16 protein-coding genes and 1 pseudogene are annotated in these 22,058 nt (G+C 32.6%); 6 read left to right on the top strand and 11 right to left on the bottom strand.

Features of this window, described 5'->3' with window-relative positions; genetic code table 11:
• Positions 1–76: 76 nt before the first annotated feature.
• The 5 genes from ACUSJC_RS02000 to ACUSJC_RS01980 form a co-directional block, all read right to left on the bottom strand.
• The gene (locus tag ACUSJC_RS02000) at positions 77–562 is read right to left on the bottom strand and encodes a hypothetical protein (RefSeq protein WP_449267880.1); all 486 of its coding nucleotides are present in this window, start codon (positions 560–562) and stop codon (positions 77–79) included.
• Positions 555–1,847 carry an ABC transporter permease gene (locus ACUSJC_RS01995; RefSeq protein WP_449267879.1) on the bottom strand — a complete coding sequence of 431 codons (1,293 nt, stop codon included), beginning with the start codon at positions 1,845–1,847 and terminating at the stop codon, positions 555–557. The genes ACUSJC_RS02000 and ACUSJC_RS01995 overlap by 8 nt, the downstream gene beginning before the upstream one ends.
• Positions 1,847–2,476 carry an ABC transporter ATP-binding protein gene (locus ACUSJC_RS01990; protein ID WP_449267878.1) on the bottom strand — a complete coding sequence of 210 codons (630 nt, stop codon included), beginning with the start codon at positions 2,474–2,476 and terminating at the stop codon, positions 1,847–1,849. The genes ACUSJC_RS01995 and ACUSJC_RS01990 overlap by 1 nt, the downstream gene beginning before the upstream one ends.
• A gap of 179 nt (positions 2,477–2,655) precedes the next feature.
• Positions 2,656–3,339 (bottom strand): RadC family protein, encoded by a 684-nt coding sequence (radC, locus tag ACUSJC_RS01985; protein ID WP_449267877.1) that lies wholly within the window; start codon positions 3,337–3,339, stop codon positions 2,656–2,658.
• Positions 3,340–3,463: 124 nt separating this feature from the next.
• Positions 3,464–3,793: a GIY-YIG nuclease family protein gene (locus ACUSJC_RS01980; RefSeq protein WP_449267876.1), complete on the bottom strand. Its 330-nt coding sequence runs from the start codon at positions 3,791–3,793 to the stop codon at positions 3,464–3,466.
• A gap of 105 nt (positions 3,794–3,898) precedes the next feature.
• On the opposite strand from ACUSJC_RS01980, the pseudogene ACUSJC_RS01975 reads away from it, so the two are divergent.
• Positions 3,899–3,994, top strand: a pseudogene (locus ACUSJC_RS01975) (DUF1287 domain-containing protein); the annotation flags it as partial.
• Positions 3,995–4,082: 88 nt separating this feature from the next.
• Positions 4,083–4,583, top strand: coding sequence for a hypothetical protein (locus tag ACUSJC_RS01970; protein WP_449267875.1), 501 nt, complete (start codon positions 4,083–4,085; stop codon positions 4,581–4,583).
• A 28-nt stretch (positions 4,584–4,611) separates the two neighbouring features.
• Here ACUSJC_RS01970 and ACUSJC_RS01965 read toward each other — a convergent pair whose 3' ends face one another.
• The gene (locus ACUSJC_RS01965; protein ID WP_449267874.1) at positions 4,612–5,967 is read right to left on the bottom strand and encodes a UDP-N-acetylmuramate--L-alanine ligase; all 1,356 of its coding nucleotides are present in this window, start codon (positions 5,965–5,967) and stop codon (positions 4,612–4,614) included.
• 62 nt (positions 5,968–6,029) lie between these two features.
• Positions 6,030–6,713: a tetratricopeptide repeat protein gene (locus ACUSJC_RS01960; protein ID WP_449267873.1), complete on the bottom strand. Its 684-nt coding sequence runs from the start codon at positions 6,711–6,713 to the stop codon at positions 6,030–6,032.
• Between the two features lie 109 nt (positions 6,714–6,822).
• Here ACUSJC_RS01960 and ACUSJC_RS01955 point away from each other — a divergent pair, with 109 nt between their 5' ends.
• Positions 6,823–13,317, top strand: a complete 6,495-nt coding sequence (locus tag ACUSJC_RS01955) for an alpha-2-macroglobulin family protein (protein ID WP_449267872.1) — start codon at positions 6,823–6,825, stop codon at positions 13,315–13,317.
• Between the two features lie 6 nt (positions 13,318–13,323).
• Positions 13,324–14,472, top strand: a complete 1,149-nt coding sequence (locus tag ACUSJC_RS01950; RefSeq protein WP_449267871.1) for a carboxypeptidase-like regulatory domain-containing protein — start codon at positions 13,324–13,326, stop codon at positions 14,470–14,472.
• A 48-nt stretch (positions 14,473–14,520) separates the two neighbouring features.
• On the opposite strand, the gene ACUSJC_RS01945 is transcribed toward ACUSJC_RS01950, so the two are convergent.
• The 3 genes from ACUSJC_RS01945 to ACUSJC_RS01935 all read right to left on the bottom strand — a co-directional run bounded on the left by ACUSJC_RS01945 (position 14,521) and on the right by ACUSJC_RS01935 (position 19,249).
• Positions 14,521–16,668, bottom strand: coding sequence for a S46 family peptidase (locus ACUSJC_RS01945; protein WP_449267870.1), 2,148 nt, complete (start codon positions 16,666–16,668; stop codon positions 14,521–14,523).
• Positions 16,669–16,804: 136 nt separating this feature from the next.
• The gene (gene obgE / locus ACUSJC_RS01940; RefSeq protein WP_449267869.1) at positions 16,805–17,806 is read right to left on the bottom strand and encodes a GTPase ObgE; all 1,002 of its coding nucleotides are present in this window, start codon (positions 17,804–17,806) and stop codon (positions 16,805–16,807) included.
• 330 nt (positions 17,807–18,136) lie between these two features.
• On the bottom strand, positions 18,137–19,249 hold the full coding sequence (locus tag ACUSJC_RS01935) for an adenylate kinase (RefSeq protein WP_449267868.1): 1,113 nt from the start codon (positions 19,247–19,249) through the stop codon (positions 18,137–18,139).
• 99 nt (positions 19,250–19,348) lie between these two features.
• Here ACUSJC_RS01935 and ACUSJC_RS01930 point away from each other — a divergent pair, with 99 nt between their 5' ends.
• On the top strand, positions 19,349–19,891 hold the full coding sequence (locus ACUSJC_RS01930; RefSeq protein ID WP_449267867.1) for a hypothetical protein: 543 nt from the start codon (positions 19,349–19,351) through the stop codon (positions 19,889–19,891).
• A 49-nt stretch (positions 19,892–19,940) separates the two neighbouring features.
• Here the strand turns inward: ACUSJC_RS01930 and ACUSJC_RS01925 are convergent, their stop codons facing one another.
• Complete coding sequence (locus tag ACUSJC_RS01925; protein WP_449267866.1) at positions 19,941–20,693, bottom strand: choice-of-anchor J domain-containing protein; 753 nt, start codon at positions 20,691–20,693, stop codon at positions 19,941–19,943.
• 190 nt (positions 20,694–20,883) lie between these two features.
• Here ACUSJC_RS01925 and ACUSJC_RS01920 point away from each other — a divergent pair, with 190 nt between their 5' ends.
• A complete protein-coding gene (locus ACUSJC_RS01920) occupies positions 20,884–22,041 on the top strand; it encodes a 5-(carboxyamino)imidazole ribonucleotide synthase (protein WP_449268036.1) in 1,158 nt (385 codons plus the stop codon).
• Positions 22,042–22,058: the final 17 nt, after the last annotated feature.

Below are 22,058 nucleotides of genomic sequence, written 5' to 3'. Positions count from 1 at the left end.
ATTGCTAATTTGTTGATTTGATAATCTGTTAATTTGAAGATAATAATTTACACAAAGTTAAAATCTACATTTCTAACTATTTGCCTGCGGTAATAACAGCATTTTCAACGTGGTAAATCCAATCTTCCACATCGTTATCGTTGTAACGAAATGTTCCTTTCAAAGTCACATACTGATCGGTTTTTAACTTTGGTAAACCATCTTTAAATTTAATTCCCATAATGGTTTCCGGGCCTGATTTCCCACAAAAGAAACAAGAAGCAAACACATTTTTACTAATTGCATAATTCTTTGTATCAATCGGAATAATAAAACCGCTAATTACAATAGGTTTGCCTTGCATGGCTTTTAACTTCGGATTAATTACAGGAAACATCACTTCGCCATAGGTTTTATCAGGCTTTTTAGTATAATCGATTTGACTCAACAATTTCCAAGTCAACGTATCTGTTAAAACCACATTTTCAGCAGTTTTATTTTTAAAATTCTCTTTTTTATCGGTAAAACTAAATAGTGCAATGGCTACAACTAAAGCCACTCCTAACTTATATAAATTACGCATGTGCTAATGTTTTTGAAATATTTAATGTATATGCTTTTAGAGCTGGAATTAAGGCGGCGGCAACACCTACTAATAATGTTAACACCAACAACCAACCTTCTTTGTTCCAAATAAATTCGTAAGGATTAAAACTCAATTTAAAATCCGATTCTGCCGATTTTGAAATCAACACTAAACCTACTCTTCCCAAAACTGTACCAAAAATAAAACCAACGATACACAAAAGCAAACTTTCTATTAAAACTAGTTTTAACAGCTGAAATCTTTTGGCACCGTTAACGCGCATCAAGGCAAATTCATTTTTACGTTCTTTTAGTGTATTGAACAACGCAATAAAAATGGAGATTCCGGAAATCAACATAATTCCGTAAGCCAAATAGCGTAAAGCATCGATTCCAACTCCAAATAAAGAAAACAGTCTATTGATTTCGATAGCCGGTGAAGCGGCTTGCATTTTGGTATTTTGCGGAATAATACGTTGCCAAGTCAATTTTGCCATTGGATTACGCATTTGCAATAAAACTGAAGTAATTTCCATACCGGGTTCATCAATGGTCATTTGTTCTTCGTGTTCATGATGCTCATGATGTTCGTGTTCGTCTCCTTCTTCATGCTGATGCCCTTCTTCTCCATGTGCCGGATTTTCTCCATGTTCGTGTGCTTCTTCATCATGGGAACCGTGCATTTGCCAAACACTTGGAATATTTGACAAAATTAAATTATCAACCACTTTACCGGTCGGAGCAGCAATTCCTACTACTTTATACGCAAAATCTTCGTGAACTTCTCCTTCTTCAGCATCGCCATGCGAACCAAAAAATTCATCATCCACTTTCAGATTAAGTTTTTGAGCCACTTCACTTCCCAAAACAACTTCGAAGTTCTTCTCAAATGTCTTTCCTTTCAAAATTTTAGCACCATATTTTTCTAGATAATCTTGGGTTGTCCCCAAAATTTTAAAACCTCTGTAATTATCTCCAAAAGCCAACGGAATTGCTTTACCAACCATTGGATTTTGCATCCAAACTTTTGCCGAATCAAAGCTGATATTTCCGGTTGGAGCGTCCACTTGATAAACAGAAGACAAAATCAATTGCAACGGACTTCCTTGCGCACCCATGACCAAATCGATTCCATCGATATTATTGTTGAATTTTTCTTCGAATTGTTTTTCCAATAAGATTAAAACCGTAATAATTGCCACACTTGAAGTCAACAAAATAATACTCAAAATAGTGTTCAACTGCTTAAACCAAATATTTCGCCAAGCTAATTTTGTGATCATTATACCATTGTTATTTTGTTAGTAAACTTCTCTTTGATTCGGACATCGTGTGTTACTATTACTAAAGCCGCTTTGTATTCTTTAGACAAATGCGTTAATAACTGAATTACTTTTTCCGCATTTTTACCATCCAAACTCGATGTAGGTTCGTCTGCCAAAAGCACTTTAGGTTCGTTCATCAGAGCACGAGCAATAGACACGCGTTGTTGCTGACCAATACTTAGTTGATTAGGCAATTTATTTGCTTGATTGGCAATATCTAATTGTTCCAAAAGTCTTTTAGCTCTTTCGGTATTTTTCTTTCCAGTTGCCAACCAACTTGCCATTTCTAAATTTTCTAAAACCGTAAAAGCACTCACAAAAATGGATTTTTGTAACACTAAACCAATGTGTTTTCCCCTGAATTTATCGCCTTTAGCTTCCGAAAGCGGAACAATATCTGTTTTATCAATCCAAATTTCTCCGGTTTTAGGTTTCAGCAAACCTGCTAAAATGTGTAAATAGGTTGTTTTCCCTTTTCCCGAATCGCCTGTAATTAAGATGGTACTTCCTGCATCACAATGCAAATCGGGCATGTGAAACTGTTGATCATCGGCATACGAAAAAGTTATTCCTTTGGTGCTAATCATTCTCTTAATTATGAACTATGAGTTTTAAATTTTTGAATATTGTCAGTTCGAGCGAAGTCGAGAACAAACAGCTTGCAAGATACGTATTTAGCAAAAAAAATATCTTAATACTTTCTAAAAAAATAACCTAATTTTCTTTTAATAGAAACCTTTCGACGCCGTTCAAGGTGACATCCTATTTAAAATATTCCTCCATCTACAAAACTATAGTAACTTTTGTCGGTTATGATCACATGATCTAACACTTGAATATCCAGACTTTGTCCCGCAGCTTTAATTTTCCTAGTAATATGTTTATCGGCCTCGCTAACACTTAGTTTACCCGAAGGATGATTATGAGATAATATTACCGATGTAGCGTTATGCTCCAAAGCCAGCTTAAAGATAATTCGAATATCAACAACTGTTCCCGTTATTCCGCCTTTACTGATTTGTGTTTTGTAAATGACTTTATTCGAATTGTTGAGAAATAAAACCCAAAATTCTTCATGAAGCAATTCTCCGATCAAAGGTTGCATGATTTCAAAAACAGCCTTGCTTGATGTGATTTTTTTGAGTTCAATTACTTCTTCTTCTCGCCTCCTTCTTCCCAGTTCTAAAGCAGCTGCAATAGAAATTGCCTTGGCTTCACCAATTCCCTTAAAATTCATCAATTGCTGAATGGACAATTTGCCGAGGAGATTAAGATTATTCTGTGAAGTAGCTAAAATGCGTTGACATAATTGAACGGCGCTCTCGTTGCGAGAACCCGAACCGATAAGAATGGCTAAAAGTTCAGAATCGGATAAGGAAGATTTTCCTTTAAGCAGAAATTTTTCACGCGGGCGATCGTCTTCAGCCCACTGATTAATTGGCGTATACATAAAATTTTATTTGGCGTTTATAAGAACAAATGTATGAAAATTTGTTGATTTGTTTATGTGTTGATTTGAAAATTGTGTGTTTTGTCATTCTGTAAGAATCTAAAAACACACTTAAAAAAATCAATTACTCTTTTGGTTCAGAATATTTAAACCTTTTATTTAAAAATTCTAATTCAGGATTAAATGCTAAAATCAAATCTAACTTTTTTTGACGTGTTAAATTTTTAATTTCTTTTTCTCTTTCAATTGCCAATTGAATCCAAGAAAATTTTTCAAAATAAATTAAATAATGAACATTATATTTTGATGTAAAAGATTTTGGATTAATCTTTTCTTTATGCTCATAAAGTCTTTTGGACAGATGATTTGTAACACCAGTATACAAAACTGTTTTATTCACATTAGTTAATACGTAAACATAAAAAGTATAAATACCTTCGTTATATTCAATCATAATACTCCCTTGTTTATTTTTTAGATTCTTACAGAATGACAAAAATAAACAAAGTTATATTTAAAATACCTAAAATGAGATTCCTGCGGAATGACAAAATTGTGTAAAAATAAAATTGTCCACAACATAGGAAGTGGACAAGTTTTACAAGATTGCCTTTTCAATTGGAAAATTGTTGGACATTATCGTTATGAGAAGTGATTTGTTAATATGTTGATTTGAAAATTTGAAAATTTGAAAATTATTAAGTGGGAAAAAGTTATATTTGATTTTATTTTCAAAAAAGATTATGATTATTATCCCTATTTTAGTTCTAATTGTAATGATTTATTTAGTTAGTCACGAAACAAGGAGGTATAAATATAGTAAAACAGGTAAAGCCTCTTCATTAAATTTTAATACATCTAAGATTCTTTGGTATAACAACCAAAATATTCTAAAAAATCCAGACATTGTTATTCTTGCAACTTCAAAATATTATAGAGATGATAAATATTCCGGAAAACCAATAATATACTTAGACTTAGAAAAAAAATATTTCATAATCTATTCTTCAACTTTAACTGAATCCTCTAATAGTAGAAATGAACCCGAACCCTATTTCAATATTATTCCTTTCAAATTTATAAATAAAGTTATAAAAGTAAATTCAGCAAACTTAAACCAAACATCATTCGAATTTATATTAGATCCAAAATTTGGAAAACTAAAAATTAATTCTTCAAATGAAGACTTACAAAAAACAGAATCATTAATGGAGTTTTTACAAAATCAAATCAATATTAAATAATTTATTTTCAAATTTTCAAATTGACACATTAACGAATTAACCCTTTTACTTCATCAAAATTCAATCCACCGTAGTTTCCTGAACTCATTAGTAATAAAGCGGAATTATCTAAATTTTGACTGAATAAAAAGTCTTTAAATTCGGTTGGATTCGTATAAATAATTAAATCGTTGCGCTCGAAAGAATTGGCAATTTGGTCGTAGGTTACTTCTTCCAATTGTTTAATTTTAACTACATCGGGCGAATAGAAAACCACAGCAACATCAGCAGCATCTAAAGCCCCTTTGTACTGTTTTAAAAATTCGGCATTTAGACTGCTATAGGTATGCAATTCCAAACATGCCACTAATTTTCTATCGGGATATTGATCTTTTACCGCTTTTGTAGTAGCCGAAACTTTACTTGGCGAATGTGCAAAATCTTTATAGGCTACTTTATTTGAACTTTCCGCAATTTTCTCTAAACGTTTGCTTGCTCCTTTAAAAGTGGCAATGGCTTCATAGAATTCGGCTTCATCAACGCCCATACACTGGCAAATCCATTTCGCTCCTGCTAAATTATTTAAATTATGTGCTCCAAAAACTTCAATTGGCATGGCACCATCCGGCGTTTCTAACAATGTAGTCCCGTTTTCAACTAAATATTCCGGTGTTTGATACGCAATTTTACGAATTTGGTTTTCACATTCTTCCGCAACTTGTTTTACCGTTGGATCTTCTTCATTGTACACCAAAATTCCACCTTTGGTAATCAAATTGGTAAAAATTCTGAATTGATCTACATAATTTTCGAAAGTTGGAAACACATTGATATGATCCCACGCAATTCCTGAAAGCAATGCGATATTAGGTTGGTACAAATGAAATTTCGGACGCAAATCAATGGGTGACGTTAAATATTCATCCCCTTCCAAAACGATAAACTCGTTTTCTTCGGTTAAATGCACCATGGTGTCAAAACCTTCCAATTGTGCGCCAACCATGTAATCAACAGCAATATCATGGTAATTCATTATGTGTAAAATCATGGAAGTAATAGTCGTTTTTCCGTGTGAACCACCAATAACAACACGTGTTTTATCTTTCGATTGTTCGTATAAAAATTCGGGATACGAATAAATTTTAACTCCTAATTCTTGAGCGCGTAACAACTCCGCATTGTCTTTTTTAGCATGCATTCCTAAAATTACCGCATCTAAATCGGTTGTGATTCTTTCGGGAAACCAACCTAATTCATTGGGCAACAAACCTTTTTTCTCTAAACGTGATTTTGACGGCTCAAAAATTGCATCGTCGCTTCCGGTTACTTGATATCCTTTTTCATGTAAGGCTAAGGCTAAATTGTGCATGGCTGCTCCGCCAATGGCTATGAAGTGTACTCTCATTTTCAGTTTACAGTTTACAGTTTACAGTTTACAATTCGTTAAAAAATCGAATTAAAAACCTGTTAACTATTGAATTGTTCTTTTAGTATTTTAGCTTTTTCGGCATTTTTAAGCTTGTTCAAATATAAGTCATATAACTTTTCAAACGTAATTTTTGAATTGCCAATTTTATGTGCTAAGCTATAATTTTTTTCGGCGCTTTGGTATCGTTTAAAATACACATCGATATAGCCTTTTGCTAAATATCCATCTACTTTAGACAGATTCAATAATTCGGCGGCATATTTTTGTGCTTTTTTTTCACTTCCGCCAACAATTCCCGGTAATTCAATGTACAACATAACCAGTGCCCAACGCGTATCGATATGATTTTTATCGAGTTCGGCAGCTTTGAGAAATGCGCCTTCTACATCGTCTATCATTCCAAGGGCTTTCCATTTAGAGCTTTCTTTGGCTTTCATCCCTAAAGCGCCACCATATTTGTACCAATAATTGGCCTTTTGCGGAAATTGATCGCGAAGTGTTTTGTACTTTTCAATTGCTAAGTCCCATTGTTTTCGGTGACCAAAAATATCGCCTAAATATTCAATCGCTTGATAATTATTTGGATTTTGAACCAATACTTTTTCAAAATTGCTTTGTGCTAATTCCCATTTTTTTTCTGCAAAATATTTCTTGCCCAATTCAAAATTTGACTGAGCAAAACCAATAGTAGAAACCAATAACAAAAACCAAAGCTTTTTCATCAGGTTCAAAGATAAAGAATTGAAGGCAATTAAAAACCGTAGATAATTTTTATAAATTTACTTTCCAACCTTTTTGAAGTTTTTTCTCTCTATAGTATAAAGAATCATTATGAAATTTATTTACACGCTAGGCTTTTTGTTCTTTTCAATGCTTTTAATTGCTCAAAATTTTGATAAGGAATGGGAAAAAGTTTACCAATTTGAAATTGACGGAAGAATAATTTCTGCTCAAAAAGAAGTACAAAAAATTCACAGAAAGGCATCAAGAAAAAACAACGAAAAAGAAATTATTAAGTGTTTTTTCTATGAATCTAAATTTGAAATGATTACAAATGAAGATGCTCAAAAAGAAATCGTTGAGAATTTAAAAAATGAAATTAAAAAACGTTCTCCTATTTCTCAAGCTATTCTGCATTACATCTTAGCTACAATTTTAAAAGATTATAAATCTGCTAATCAATATAAAATTCAAGAACATTCAAAAATAGTTTTGAGTAACTCGCAAGATTTCTTGCTTTGGAATTTAAATGATTTTGATAACGAAATCAATAGTAATTTTGAAGCTATTTTTAATTATAAAGACGAACTTTACAAAGCATCACTTTCGGATTGGAAGACGGTTTTTGATATTCCTTCGACCACTGATGGAAAAGAATATAATTTATATGATTTTTTCCATGAGAAATATTTAGCCTATTTAAAATCCAACATCAAGCTTTGGGAATTTAAGACATCTGATTTTTATTCAAAATTAAAAGAATCATCCTTAATGAAACCTGATGAGTTTACTACTTCAAATCTTGATTTTATTAGCAATTCTAACTTAAAAAAATTACACCAATGTATTAAAGATTATGAAAAAATTTATCTTTTAAAAAACGATGATAAATTAGATTTTTCTTACTACAACCGTATTAGTTATTTTGCATCTATTGATCAGGAAAAAAATGAGTTTTCCAAAGAACTTTTGGCTTTAGAAAAAAGCACTAAAAACACAACCCTAAAACAAAGAATAAGACTCGACCGAGTTCAGAATCTAATTTCCATTGGTTCACAAAAAAGAGAAGCTCAATACCAAAAAGAAGCGCTACAACTATTAGATTCTGTTTTAAATACTAGAGTTCATCCAAATATTTTAGCAGAAGCCGAAAGAACAAAACACCTCATCATTGACAAAACACTTCAAATTGAAGTCCAAAAGACACTTTATCCTAACCAAAACAACAGGGCTTTCGTTGAGTTTAAAAATGTAGATTCTGTGAAAGTGAGTTATTACAAATTTCCTGTGTCTTTTAACAAAGATTTTAAAACTGATTATTATGGATACCGATTTTCATCTAAGAAGGATTCCATTATTATTAATTACATTGAAAAACACCGCCCTGTTAAATCATTTACCCGAAAACTACCTAATCCTTATGATTATTTTCCCCATTCTTCTGAAATTGTATTAGAAAAACTAGACACGGGCAACTATTTAATCTTTTTTGAAACTCAAAATGACAGTGTTACTAAAAATAAAGCTTTTGCTTATAGTCAAGTCACCGTTACCGATTTTTATGTCGTAGAAGATGAAGATATTGAAAATAATAACATCTATATTTTAAATCGAAAAACAGGAGAACCTATTGAAAATGTTCTGCTTCTGAGTGAAGATCAAAATTCTAAAACAAACAGTAATGGAAAAGCATATTTTCGCAAGCAAGAATATATCAAAGACAAATTTTATCACAATGAAATTTTAATCACTAAAGGCACAGATTCTATTTTTCATGCCTACAATAGAAGTTTTATTCGCACTTATGACGACGATGAAGTTCCTTTTGAAGCTCAAGCTCAAATTTTTACGGACAGAGCAATTTACAGACCGGGACAAAAAATGTATTTTAAAGGTGTTCTTGTTCAAAACAAAAATTTCAAAAAAAGTGTTGTTCCTCATGTAACTGTGGAAGTTTACATTAAAGACCCAAATGGTAAAGAATTACAAACCTATGAACTACAAACTAATGAGTTTGGATCTTTTACAGGCGAATTTAACATCCCTAAAAATGTTTTAACAGGCGAATTTACTATATACGTTGATGAACCTGATACTTACGAAAATGACACTGAATATTATGACTCAAAAGAAGACGAACATCTATTTTGGGACAATGTAGATTTTGATGGCTGGCGAAGCCGTTTAGAATTTCAAGTAGAAGAATACAAAAGACCAACCTTTGAAGTGACTTTTGACAAAATAAAAGAAAACTACACTATCGGAGACACTTTAAAAATCAAAGGAAATGCAAAAGCATTAGCCGGAAACAACTTGACTCATGCCAAAGTAAAATATAACGTTTCTAAAAGAATTTCGGCTTTAGACAAATATCTTCCTTATGAACAAAACTATATTGTTGCAGAAACCGAAACCGGCGAAAAAGGTAACTTTTCAATTGTTTTTCCTGCGACCCAAAATCCTATTTCTAACGACAGTATTATCTCTTTCGAATACACCATTGATGTTGATGTAACCGACACTAACGGAGAAACACGAAGCACCTCTCAAAATGTTCTTGTGAGTAAATACATGCTAGATATTGAAATAAGAACTGAAAACACGCTTTACAAAGAAAATGAGCTTACAGCTACAATTATTACTACTACACAAAATAAGTATCCTATTCCAGCAAATGTAGTTGTTGAAGTTTATAAAATAGAATCAAAATATTTTAAAAAACGTAGAAGTTTTGAATTTCCGGAAATACAAACGTTGAGCAGAACAGAATTTGAATCTCTCTTTCCTAACGAAGCTTATGATGAAACAGATTATATATTAAATCCAGTTTTAATCAAAACTATTGATTTGAATACGGCTGTAACAACTGCTTTAGATTTATCTTTTTTAAGAAACCATGAAAACGGAAGGTATAAAATTCTCGCTAAAGCAAAAGACGGCAATGGAAATGAAATAGAAAAAGAAAATTTCTTCACGTTAGATTCAAAAGTCAAACCAAATTTATATGATAAACTTTTCAGTTATACCAACATTACAAAACCAAACAGTGATTTTATAGAAATTGAACTTTCTTCTGACATCAAAGATTTATGGATAACCACTCGTTTTCTAAATGCACAATCTGAAAATTTTAATATACAAACAGACCAACTCATCAACGGTAAAAAAGTTATTCGTTTTAAAAAAGAACAAAAAACACTTAATTATAATTTTCAATTTTCGGTTATTTGGGAAAACCAAACGTACGCGGAAACACTCAGTATCGATTCTCAAGAAGCCGAGAAATCACTGACTATAGCAATTGAAAGTTTTAGAAATAAAATTGAGCCGGGAAGTAATGAAATTTGGTCTTTCAAAATATTGGATTCTAAAACCGAAGCCGAAATACTAGCTTCAATGTATGATAGTTCTTTAGACCAATTTGCAACCAAAAACTGGGAAAAAATATTCTTTAGAAACAATAATTTTCATTCGTCATTCCCTAATTTTTACAACTTTCAAACTAAAGAAACCGCCTACTTTAAAAACTTTGTCAGCTATAATCGTAAATTCATCCGTGAAGACTTAAAACCTCTTGACCTTAAATGGTTTGGATTTGATTTCAATACAAGAAAATTAAATACGATTAAGTACCAAAAAGAATTGCAAAAATTATCGAAAATACCAAAAGGGGCTAGAATCATTATTGGTGTTATTTCTGATGATTTAGGTCCAGTTGCCGGAGCAAATGTAATCGTAAAAGGAACTACAAGAGGTACAACAACTGATTTTGACGGCAACTATTCCATAATTGCTAAACCTGGTGAATATCTGGAAGTTTCCTATGTAGGAATGAAAGAAGAAATCCTTATTGAAAACAAAGACAGCTATAATATTACTTTGGAAGCAATGCACCTAGAAGCTGTTGAAGTTGTAGGTGCTTTGGGAATAAAACGAAAAGCAGATGAAATTACGTCTTCTTACACCATTATTAAATCGGAAGATATTTCTGAAGCAACAAGCCCTAATGTTATTCAAGCATTAGTCGGAAAAGTATCAGGTTTACAAATTAATACTGATAAAAATTCTCAAATGCGTATTGTTATTAATGGTAATCGTTCCGTAACCGGAAACAATGAAGCACTAATCGTGATTGATGGAAGAATTGCTACAGCAAATGAATTTCAAAATATTAGCACAAAAGATATAAATGAAATACAAGTTTTAAAAGGCGCTCAAGGTTCTGCTTTGTATGGAGAAGAAGGTGCAAATGGTGTAATCATCATCACTACGAAAAATACATTACAAGAACTTTCTCAAGTAAAAACCAGAACTAACTTTAATGAAACAGCATTCTTTTTCCCTAGTTTAAGAACCGATAAAAACGGTAAAGTTTCTTTTAATTTCACTACACCGGAATCGTTAACACAATGGAAATTACGTTTGTTTGCTCACAACAAAAGCTATGAAACAGGGTATTTGGAATCTTCTATCATTTCGCAAAAAGACGTCATGATACAAACTAACATGCCTCGATTTGTTAGAGAAACCGACACTATTTCCATTTCGGCAAAAGTGGTCAATATGACTAACGAAACTAAATCAGGAATGGCAATGTTACTTCTTTTTGACGCCGGAAATAATACGCCTGTTGACTCCATTGCCTTAAATTCGGATAACATCAAAAATTTTATTTGTAAACCAAAAGAAAGCGTTCCGGTAAATTGGACCATTTCAATTCCTGAAAACTGTAGCGGTTTGCATTATAAAATTGTTGCTAAATCAGGTAATTTTTCAGATGGTGAAGAAAGCATTATCCCAATACTGAGCAACAAAATTTTGCTAACAGAAAGCAGACCGATTTGGGTCAAAGCAAATACTAAAAAAGAAATAGTTTTCCAAAACTTACTAGACAATACTTCGGAAACTATTCAAAATCAGAAAATGACTTTGGAATATTCCTCAAATCCTACTTGGTTTGTGCTGCAATCGCTTCCTTATTTAATGGAATATGAACATGAATGTTCTGAACAAACTTTTGCCCGATATTATGCCAATTGTATTGCTCACGAAATCATTTCGAGTAACGAAAAAATAGCGCAAATCTTTGAAACTTGGAGAAATCAAAAAGTTACTTCTCAATTAAATTGGAATGAAGAATTAAAATCGATTATCCTGAATGAAACGCCTTGGCTTTTAGATGCAGAAAGCGAAGAGGAACAAAACAAACGTTTGGCTACGTTAATGAATTTAGAAACGTTAGCAGAATCACTTGAAAGTACTCTAGAAAAATTGAAAAATAAACAAAAAGAAAACGGTGCTTTTCCTTGGTTTGATGGCGGAAGAGAAAACTTTTTCATCACGCAACACATTCTTTCCGGATTAGGACATTTGTCCAAAATGTATCCGGAAAAAAACCTTGAATTTGAAGCCATAACGTCCAAAGCGATTCCTTTCTTGGATAATAAAATAATGGAAAAGTCGACCAAAAAAGGAAAAATTACACCAACCTATTTAGATTTCCATTATTGGTACGCAAGGAGTTTCTTCCTAGAAGAGTTTCCTCTAACACAAAAATTACAAGATATTTTTAAAGAAGAATTGGAAACACTCAAAACAGATTGGTTGCAACATTCTTTATACGAAAAAGGCTTAATCGCTTTATGTTTACACAGAATGGGAGAAAAAGAATGGGCTAAAAAAATAATTACTCATTTAAAAGAAACCGTTTCAAAAGATGACGAAAAAGGAATGTATTGGGTTGAAAACAATTTTGGTTATCATTGGTACCAATCCCCTATTGAAACGCAAGCCATACTAATTGAAGCTTTCGCAGAAATAGAAAAAGATCAAAAAATTGTTGAAGATCTAAAAGCATGGTTACTCAACAAAAAACAAACTAGTCATTGGTCTACAACCAAATCAACTTCTGAAGCTACCTATGCTTTACTTAATTATGGAAAAGATTGGAGCACAGCAAAAGAAAATGTAAAATTTACTGTTGGAGATTCAAAAATTGCAACTAAAAAACTTTCTAAAAATAAAAAACAGAAAGAAACGGGATATATAAAACTTCATTGGACAAAAGAAGAAATCACTCCAGATATGGGCAAAATTACAGTGGATAACAAATCTGATGTCCCTGGTTTTGGTGGTGTATATTGGCAATATTTTGAGAATCTAGAAAATGTAAAATCGGACAGTACTTCTGTTATAAACCTTTCTAAAAAATTATATAAAAAGATAAAAACAGCTACAGGCAATGAACTCGTTGAAATAAATGAAAATAATCTCAATGTGGGCGATTTAATCACTATTCGATTAACTCTAAGAAGTAAAGAAAATTTGGATTTTGTTCATTTAAAAGACTCCCGTGCTTCATGCTTTGAACCTGTAGATGTGATTTCTAATTACGAATATAAAGATGGCTTATCTTTTTACAGAAGCACAAGAGATACTGCTACTCATTTCTTTTTTGATGAAATTGGGAAAGGAACTTACATTTTAGAATATGATGTAAAAATTAATAATAATGGTACATTTACAGATGGCATTGCTACCATACAGAGCATGTACGCTCCAGAATATGGTAGTCATTCTAATAGTCAAATAATAAAAATTAAATAAAAGAGCATGACAAAATTTCTCTTACTTTTTCTGATTCCTCTGGTTAGCTTCTCTCAAATCAATTTTTCAGGAAAAATTATGGATGCAAAAACAAAAGAGCCTCTTCTTGGAGCTTCAATATATGTTCCCAATTCGAGTATTGGAACAACAACAGATATTGATGGTAATTTCAGTTTTCAGCTTCCTATCGAATCTAAAGAAATTGTGATTAGCTATTTAGGTTATAATACTATTAATGTCAGTTTGGATTTATCAGAAAAGAAAGATTTTTCAAAAGACATTTACCTGAGAGAAAAAAGTAATACTTTAAAAGAAGTTATTGTCACGAAACAAAAACAAGATAAAAAATGGTTCAGGCAATATGAAACCTTCAAAATCCATTTTTTAGGAAACAGCACTATTGCTCAAAAAGCAGAAATATTAAATAAAGAAGAACTTTTTTTTACTGAGACCTCAGACTCTACAGGCTATAAACTTATTGCTAATAGTAACAAACCTTTAATTATAAAGAATAAAGCTATCGGATACTTATTGACCTATGATCTAATTGAATTTGGTTATTTCAATTCTATGGAAACAGGAAAGCAAAGCTATTATGCAGGCTATTCTTTTTATCAGGATCTTATAGAAAAAGACAAATTGAACAAGAAGAAAGTGATCAAAAATAGGCTAGAAGCTTATAAAGGATCAACAAATCATTTTATAAAATCGGTTTATAACAATACTTTTAAAGAAGAAGGCTTCAAACTAAATGAGTTTATCATCAAAGACAATCCTAGTTATCCTTCGAAAGAAGAGTTAAAAAAATTAAGAGATGAAGCTAAAAAAACCGGAAACTTTAATCTACTGTCAAATCTTCCATCTAAAAAACTATTCATTATAGGGAGAGAATATTCTAAAGATGATTTCGTAAAATTGACTTTAGAAAATCAATTCTTGGATTTTAAAAATTATATTTGGATAAACTATACTAAAGAAAAACCCGATCCTAATTATTTTTCAAATGCAGCCTCTCAAACTTCATATATTGAGTTAAATGAAAAAGTAGAGATCTTTTCAGACGGTAACTTTTTTAATCCTTTGAGTTTGTTAGTATACGATTATATGGGATGGAAAAAAATCGGTGATGCTCTTCCGTTTGATTATAAACCATAAAAAAACCAAGCAATGCTTGGTTTTTTTATTCTTTTTAAGTTACATAAGCTATTCTACAATTGTCATTTCATCAACAATATGTTTTGCTCCGGAAAATTCATCTATTAACCATAACACATAGCGAATATCCACATTAATAGTTCTTTGTAATTCAGTGTCAAAGATTACATCTCCTGCCATAGCTTCAATATTTCCGTCAAATGCTAAACCAATCAACTCTCCTTTTCCGTTTAAAACCGGTGAACCTGAATTTCCTCCTGTAATATCATTATCTGTCAAGAAGTTTACCGGCATGTATCCTTTTTTATCTGCATATCTACCAAACTGTTTGTTATTGTACATTTCAATCATTCTTTTTGGCAAATCAAATTCAGGATCATTAGGTTTATATTTGGCGATCATACCTTTCATTGTTGTATAATTGTTAATAGCTGCATCATTTCTTTGATCTTTTGGCAATGCTCTTACTTTTCCATACGTTAAACGCAACGTTGAATTTGCATCAGGATATTGAATAGTACTCAATTTTGATTCTCTCAATCCCTCTACTAATAAACGGAAAGCTTTTGAAAACTTCTCTTCTGCTTTTTCAACTTCTTCCGGTTTGTGATAATAGTGAGCAATCATAGCCTCTGAAAACTTATATAGATCATCATTTTCTAAGATCTTTAAATCCGGTACATCCAAAAACTTCAACAAAGACTCCTCTTTACCAAAAAGTGATAACTCAAATAAATTATGTACATAAGGTGCAAAATCACCTTTAGCTTTTTTAGAAACTTCTACTAACAGTGGTGAAGTTTCATATCCCGCTTTATTAATGTATAACGAAATTTGATTGGTCAAAATTTCTTTTTCTGCAGGAAGATAAACTTCTTTATAAAAACTCTTGATTTCCTCTTCAACTTCCGGTCTCATCACTTTACGAACTTCTTCATCTGCACTAGCATAATTTTTCAATTTTTTACCTAGGGTTCTAGAAATAATTGCAAATGAACTTGTTCTGATCATTGTCATCAAATAGTTATCGTGACGTGCCTTTTCATTCGTTAATTTATAATATGCATTAATATCGCTAATTACATTGCCATATTTTGCTTTGTTCTCTTTTTTATTAGCCCATTTGTTAAATGTAGTTTCATTTTTTGCTTTGATTGCTGCTGTTTCATGTTTTGTCAATGCATCTATCATTCCTTGGCGATTTTTCCAATAATTAGCAACACTAGCATATTTTGAAGCATACATTAATCGAATTCCATCATTTTGATCCATGTATTTTTTCATGGCATCCATTCCGGTTTTAGAACCTTCTACCCAAGCAGGATAAGCGTATTTTACATTTTGCTCGATTCCTCCGGAAGGCATCCAACGATTGGTTCTTCCCGGATATCCCAAAATCATAGCAAAATCACCTTCTTGAACTCCGTTCAAATTAACAGGTAAATGATATTTTGCTTTTAACGGCACATTTTCCGGAGAATATTCTCTAGGATTCCCTTGTTCGTCAGCATAAACTCTAAACATAGAAAAATCACCTGTATGACGCGGCCATTCCCAGTTGTCTGTATCTCCTCCAAATTTACCAACGCTTTCCGGAGGCGTTCCTACTAAACGTACATCTTTATAATCTTGATATACAAAATAATAGTATTCATTTCCTTGAAAAAATGATTTTACGGAAACTGTATATTTTCCGTCTTCACTATTTTCTTTTTGAATTAAAGCAATTTCTTTGTTAATTGCCGCTTCACGTTCAGCTTCTGTCATTTTAGGATTTACCTTTGACAAAATTCTTTTGGATACATCATCCATACGAACAAAGAAACGAACAAATAAACTCTTTGGTTTCAATTCATTTGCTTTGTCTTTAGCCCAATATCCATCTCTTAAATAATTAGCTTCCGGAGTTGATAATTCGGCAATAGCATCATAACCACAGTGGTGATTGGTTAAAACCAAACCGTCTTTTGAAATAATTTCAGCGGTACAGCCTCCGTTAAATTGCACAATAGCATCTTTTAAACTATGGTGATTGATGCTGTAAATTTCTTCAGACGTTAACTGAAGTCCCATTTTTTGCATATCGCGGTGGTTCAATCGTTCAATAAACATTAAAAACCACATTCCCTCATCGGCAAACATAGTGGCAGGAGCCAACAATACTGTTATAACCAATGACAAAACAATTTTTCTCATATTAAATTTAGTTGTTGATTTTGCAGCTAAGATAAATCTTTTTTAAATATTTAGTAAAATAGCGTTTTAGTTGCCTTTACTTTTTAAGTTATTTTTAACAAAACAAAAAAACAACCCGAAGGTTGTTTCTCTATTTTTAAACGTTAAGCATTTTCCAAAGCTTGTCTTTTAATTCCTGAAGCCCTTGATGTGCTATTGAGGAAATAAACATATAATCGTGTCCTTTAAAAGCTTCATCCAGTTCTACTTTCATTTCAGCTTTTAACTCGTCGTCCAACATATCTGATTTTGAAATAACAATTAATCGGTCTTTATCTAACATTTCAGGATTGTAGCGACGCAGTTCATCTAATAAAATATCGTATTCTTTTTTAATATCATTGGCATCAGCCGGAATTAAGAATAACAAAGTCGAATTACGCTCAATGTGACGCAAGAAATAATGTCCTAAACCTTTTCCTTCGGCAGCACCTTCTATAATTCCCGGAATATCAGCAATAACAAACGATTGAAAATCGCGATACGCCACAATTCCCAAATTCGGTTTTAAAGTTGTAAACGGATAGTCGGCAATTTTAGGTTTAGCCGCTGTTAAAACAGAAAGCAATGTTGATTTTCCGGCATTTGGAAAACCGACCAAACCTACATCGGCTAGTACTTTTAATTCCAGAATAATATCTAACTCTTCGCCAGGAAGTCCCGGTTGCGCATAACGTGGCGTTTGATTAGTAGATGTTCTAAAGTGCCAGTTTCCTAAACCACCTTTACCACCGCGAGCTAAGATTTTTTCTTCTCCTTCTTCGGTAATTTCAAATAATATTTCTTCAGTTTCTTTATCCTTTACCACAGTTCCTAGTGGTACTTCGATAATTCTATCTTCACCATCGGCTCCGGTACTTCTACTACTTCCACCATCGCCACCGTGACCCGCTTTTACGTGCTTGGTAAATTTTAAATGATATAATGTCCAAAGGTTTTTACTTCCTTTTAGAATAACGTGTCCCCCACGACCACCATCTCCACCATCAGGCCCTCCTTTTTCAATAAACTTTTCGCGATGTAAGTGAGTAGATCCTTTTCCTCCTTTACCCGATGCAACATATATTTTTACGTAATCTACGAAATTCCCTTCTGTCATTTTCTAAATTTTAATGCAATTTTTTAGCCAAGATTAACTACCTGACAACCACCAGCTGTCCTCCTCTTACTATCAAATCTTCAGTCATTTTGAAATTATGAATTATGAGTTACAAGTAACTTAAACTATAATTCAACATTTTGCAAAGATAGTGTATTTACTGAATTTAAAAACTGTAAGTTATAGCCCTGATGGTAGTAAAAAGCTTTTTTGAGGAAAAAGCACACTTTTGTTCATAAAAAAAGAGCGCCCGAACGGAAGCTCCTTTGTTTATGTTAACAAAACTGCTTTATCGAAAAAAACTTGTAACGAACAGCAGGTTTTGACTTTTTATAAATTGTCAATCACTCCAGATAATCGTTCTGTTACCTCTGCAATTTCTCCAATTCCGTTTACCGAATGGAATTTGTTTTGTGCTTTGTAGTAATCAATTAACGGAGCAGTTTTTTCGTTGTACTCTTGGTAACGATTACGAATTTTTTCTTCGTCTTGATCATCGGCTCTTCCTGATGTTTTCCCTCTTTCCAACAACCGTTGCACTAAAATTTCGTCGTCAGCTTCCAAAGCTACCGTAGCCGTTACGCCCCAGTTTTTAGTTTTCAAAAAGGCATCTAAAGCATCTGCTTGTGCAATAGTTCTTGGGAAACCATCGAATAAGAACCCTTTAGCATTTGGATTTTTCTCTACTTCATCTTGAAGCATTTTGATCGTTACCTCATCGGGAACCAAATCTCCTTTATCCATATATGATTTTGCCAACTGACCTAATTCAGTATCATTTTTTATATTGTAACGGAAAATATCTCCTGTTGACAAGTGTACTAAGCTGTATTTATCTTTTAAAAATTCGGCTTGTGTTCCTTTTCCGGCCCCTGGTTTTCCGAATAATACGATATTAATCATTGTGTTGTTTTTATTTGATAGTTGATATACTTGTTTTAAATTTCTTCCTAATCCGTCATAATCTAAACCGAAACCTACGATAAACTTATTGGGAATACGAATTCCGATGTAGTCAATTTTAATATCTTTTGTATAAGCTTCGGGTTTAAAGAAAAGTGTCGCTATTTTAAAATGCTTTACTTGTTGCTCTCTAAATAGTTTTTTTAATTCTTCAACTGTGTTTCCGGTATCTACAATATCTTCAACTACCACAACGCTTCTTCCTTTTAAATCTTGGTTAAGACCAATAAGTTGTTTTACAGCGTTAGTAGTTTGTGTCCCTTCGTAAGAAGCTAATTTTATAAAACTCACTTCGCAAGGGCGCGAATAATGTTTCGCTAAATCGGATAAAAACATAAAAGAGCCATTTAAAACTCCTATGAATACCGGAACGTCATCATAAAAATCGTCTTCAATTTGCTTCGCTACATTTTGAATAGCGTAGTCTAACTCTTGAGCAGAAATAAATGGTTCAAAAGTTTTATCGTGTAGTTGAATCACTTCGTTTGTTTTTTATCAATGAAGCACAAATTTAAGGAAGTATTCAAGATATAAGTTTAAAGTAATCAACTTTTTTTGCAAATTAGATATATTTACCAAATGAAAACGGAACTGGAACAAAAACTAACCGAAAGCACGGCTCATCGCAAAAGCAGAGAGAGTATCAGCAAGTATTGCATTCGCAAAGAAAAAGTAGACGAATTAACTTCTATTGCTTTTTCGACGACTAACGAGAATCACGTTAAAGCATTTTGGTCGTTAGAGTTGGTTTGCGAAAAAAAGTTGAAACTGTTTGTTCTTTTTATTGATTCGTTTTGTTCTGTTTTACCGCAATTAGAGGACGATTCGGCGATTCGGCCGGCAACTAAAATTTGTTTTTTCCTAGCGAAAAGCAATCATCGAAAAAATGGAATTTCGTTGAATTCAGAACAAGAACACCATATTATTGAAGCTTTGATTGACCGTTTAATTCAAGAGGAAAAAGTAGCTGCAAAAGTATATGCTATGAAAGCCTTGTTTGTGTTAAGCAAAAAGTATCCGTGGATTGCCGACGAACTGAAACTGATTTTGGTTCAGGATTTTCCAAATCACTCGGCTGCTTATCAAAGCGCTTCTCGCAATCTTTTAAAAAGAATAAAATAAAAAACGAGACTAGTTAAAGTCTCGTTTTTTATTTTCACTTAATTTGTATTTATTCTTTTATTATCTTCATAGTTTCAACTCCATCATTTGTTACAATTCTTGCAACATAGGTACCTGAAATAAAACTTGATAAGTCAAGAGAAGTTTCACTCGCATTAATATCTCTCAACAAAACTTGCTGACCTAAAAGATTATATATCTCAACACTTTTAACTAAGCCCTTGTAAGTAATATTCAAAAAATCTTTTATTGGATTAGGATAAACCCCAATCTGACCAGACACAAAATCCTTAGTTGACAAAGTCCCTGAAACAGTTACATCATCAATATCAAAATAAAACATATCTGTTGTAGCAGAATAAAATCCAATATAAATTGTTTGTCCAACATAAGCCGATAAATCATATTGATACTGATAAAAATTTGCTCCACTAGTTGGAGCGACATTCGGATCTAAAATGATTGTAAAATCTGCAGGAGCCATTCCTGTAGTAGATAATTTTACACTTATAACTTCTGGATATTGAGGATCTCTACTTCTTCCCCAAAACGACAAATGATCTGAAACACCAGCTGTAACAGTTATGGCAGGTGTTACTAAATAATCGTCATGAGCGGTTGAACCATAACCAATTCCTACAGCATTTGCGCCACTATAAGCGCTTATATTTGCACCTGTAAAATCGATAATAGTCCAAGTGTTTGCATCTCCACCATTTATTACCGTCCACCCTGTTGGAATTGTTGTTCCAGCATCAAAATTCTCTGTAAATTGTGCAAAACCAACATAGAATGGCGTCACAAATAAAAGTGATAAAAGTAATTTTTTAATCATGTTTTTTGTTTTTAAAATTAGTTACACAATGATACTAATTTTATATCAATTTGGAAAATTCAAAATTAATTTTAATTTATCAATTGTCTAAGTATCTTTGCAAAGCTAACTACAAACAACGAAAAAGAAATCTAAATAAATGGATTCACGTACAACAATGAATTACTTTTCATCTGACTTTAAATTAGGTATTTTAGGCGGAGGTCAATTAGGCAAAATGCTTTTAACAGATACCCGAAAATTTGATATACAAACCTTGGTTTTAGATCCAAGTGCCGAAGCGCCATCACGTTTTGGATGCAATGCTTTTTATAAAGGAAGTTTAAACGATTATGAAACGGTGTATCAATTTGGTAAAATGGTTGATGTTTTAACTATCGAAATCGAAAATGTAAATCTTGAAGCTTTAGAACAATTAGAAGAAGAAGGTTTACCGGTTTATCCATCGCCAAAAACGCTACGTTTGATTCAAAACAAAGGAAAACAAAAAGATTTTTACGTTAAAAACAATATTCCAACGTCTAAACACCAACGTTTTGTAGGACTTGATGATTTGCACCAAGCGCTTAACAACGATACTTTGGATTTTCCTTTTGTATGGAAAAGTGCGCAAGGCGGTTATGACGGAAATGGCGTAAAAATTTGTCGTTCTGCTCTTGATTTAGTCAACTTACCCGATGTAGAATGTTTAGCAGAAGACATGGTTCCTTTCAAAAATGAATTGGCGGTTATTGTTGCCAGAAGTGCTTCGGGCGAAATCAAAACCTATCCGGTAGTTGAAATGGAATTCCATCCGGAAGCTAACCAAGTGGAATATGTGATTTGTCCGGCTCGTATTGAAGATGCAGTTGCCGAAAAAGCAAGAGCTATTGCTTTACAAGTTTCAGAAGCTTTTAACCACGTAGGCTTATTAGCCGTTGAAATGTTTCAAACGGAAAACGATGAAATTTTGGTTAATGAAGTAGCGCCAAGACCACACAATTCAGGACATTATTCTATTGAAGCAAGTTATACTTCTCAATTTGAAAATCATATTCGTGCTATTTTAGATTTACCTTTAGGAAATACCGATAGTAAAGTAGCCGGAATTATGGTTAATTTAGTTGGAGAAGAAGGTTTCAGCGGACAAGTAGTGTATGAAAACATTGAAAAAATTATGGCGATTGATGGCGTAACACCACACATTTACGGCAAACGTGAAACACGACCTTTCCGTAAAATGGGACACGTAACTATCGTAAATGAAGATATGGCAGAAGCGAGACGTGTAGCCGAAGAAGTGAAAAATAGTATTCGAGTGATTAGTGTTCAGTAGTTCAGAACTTTGATTTT

It is taken from the genome of Flavobacterium sp. U410 (genome assembly GCF_053570605.1).
This window is presented reverse-complemented; position numbering and strand designations above follow the sequence as displayed.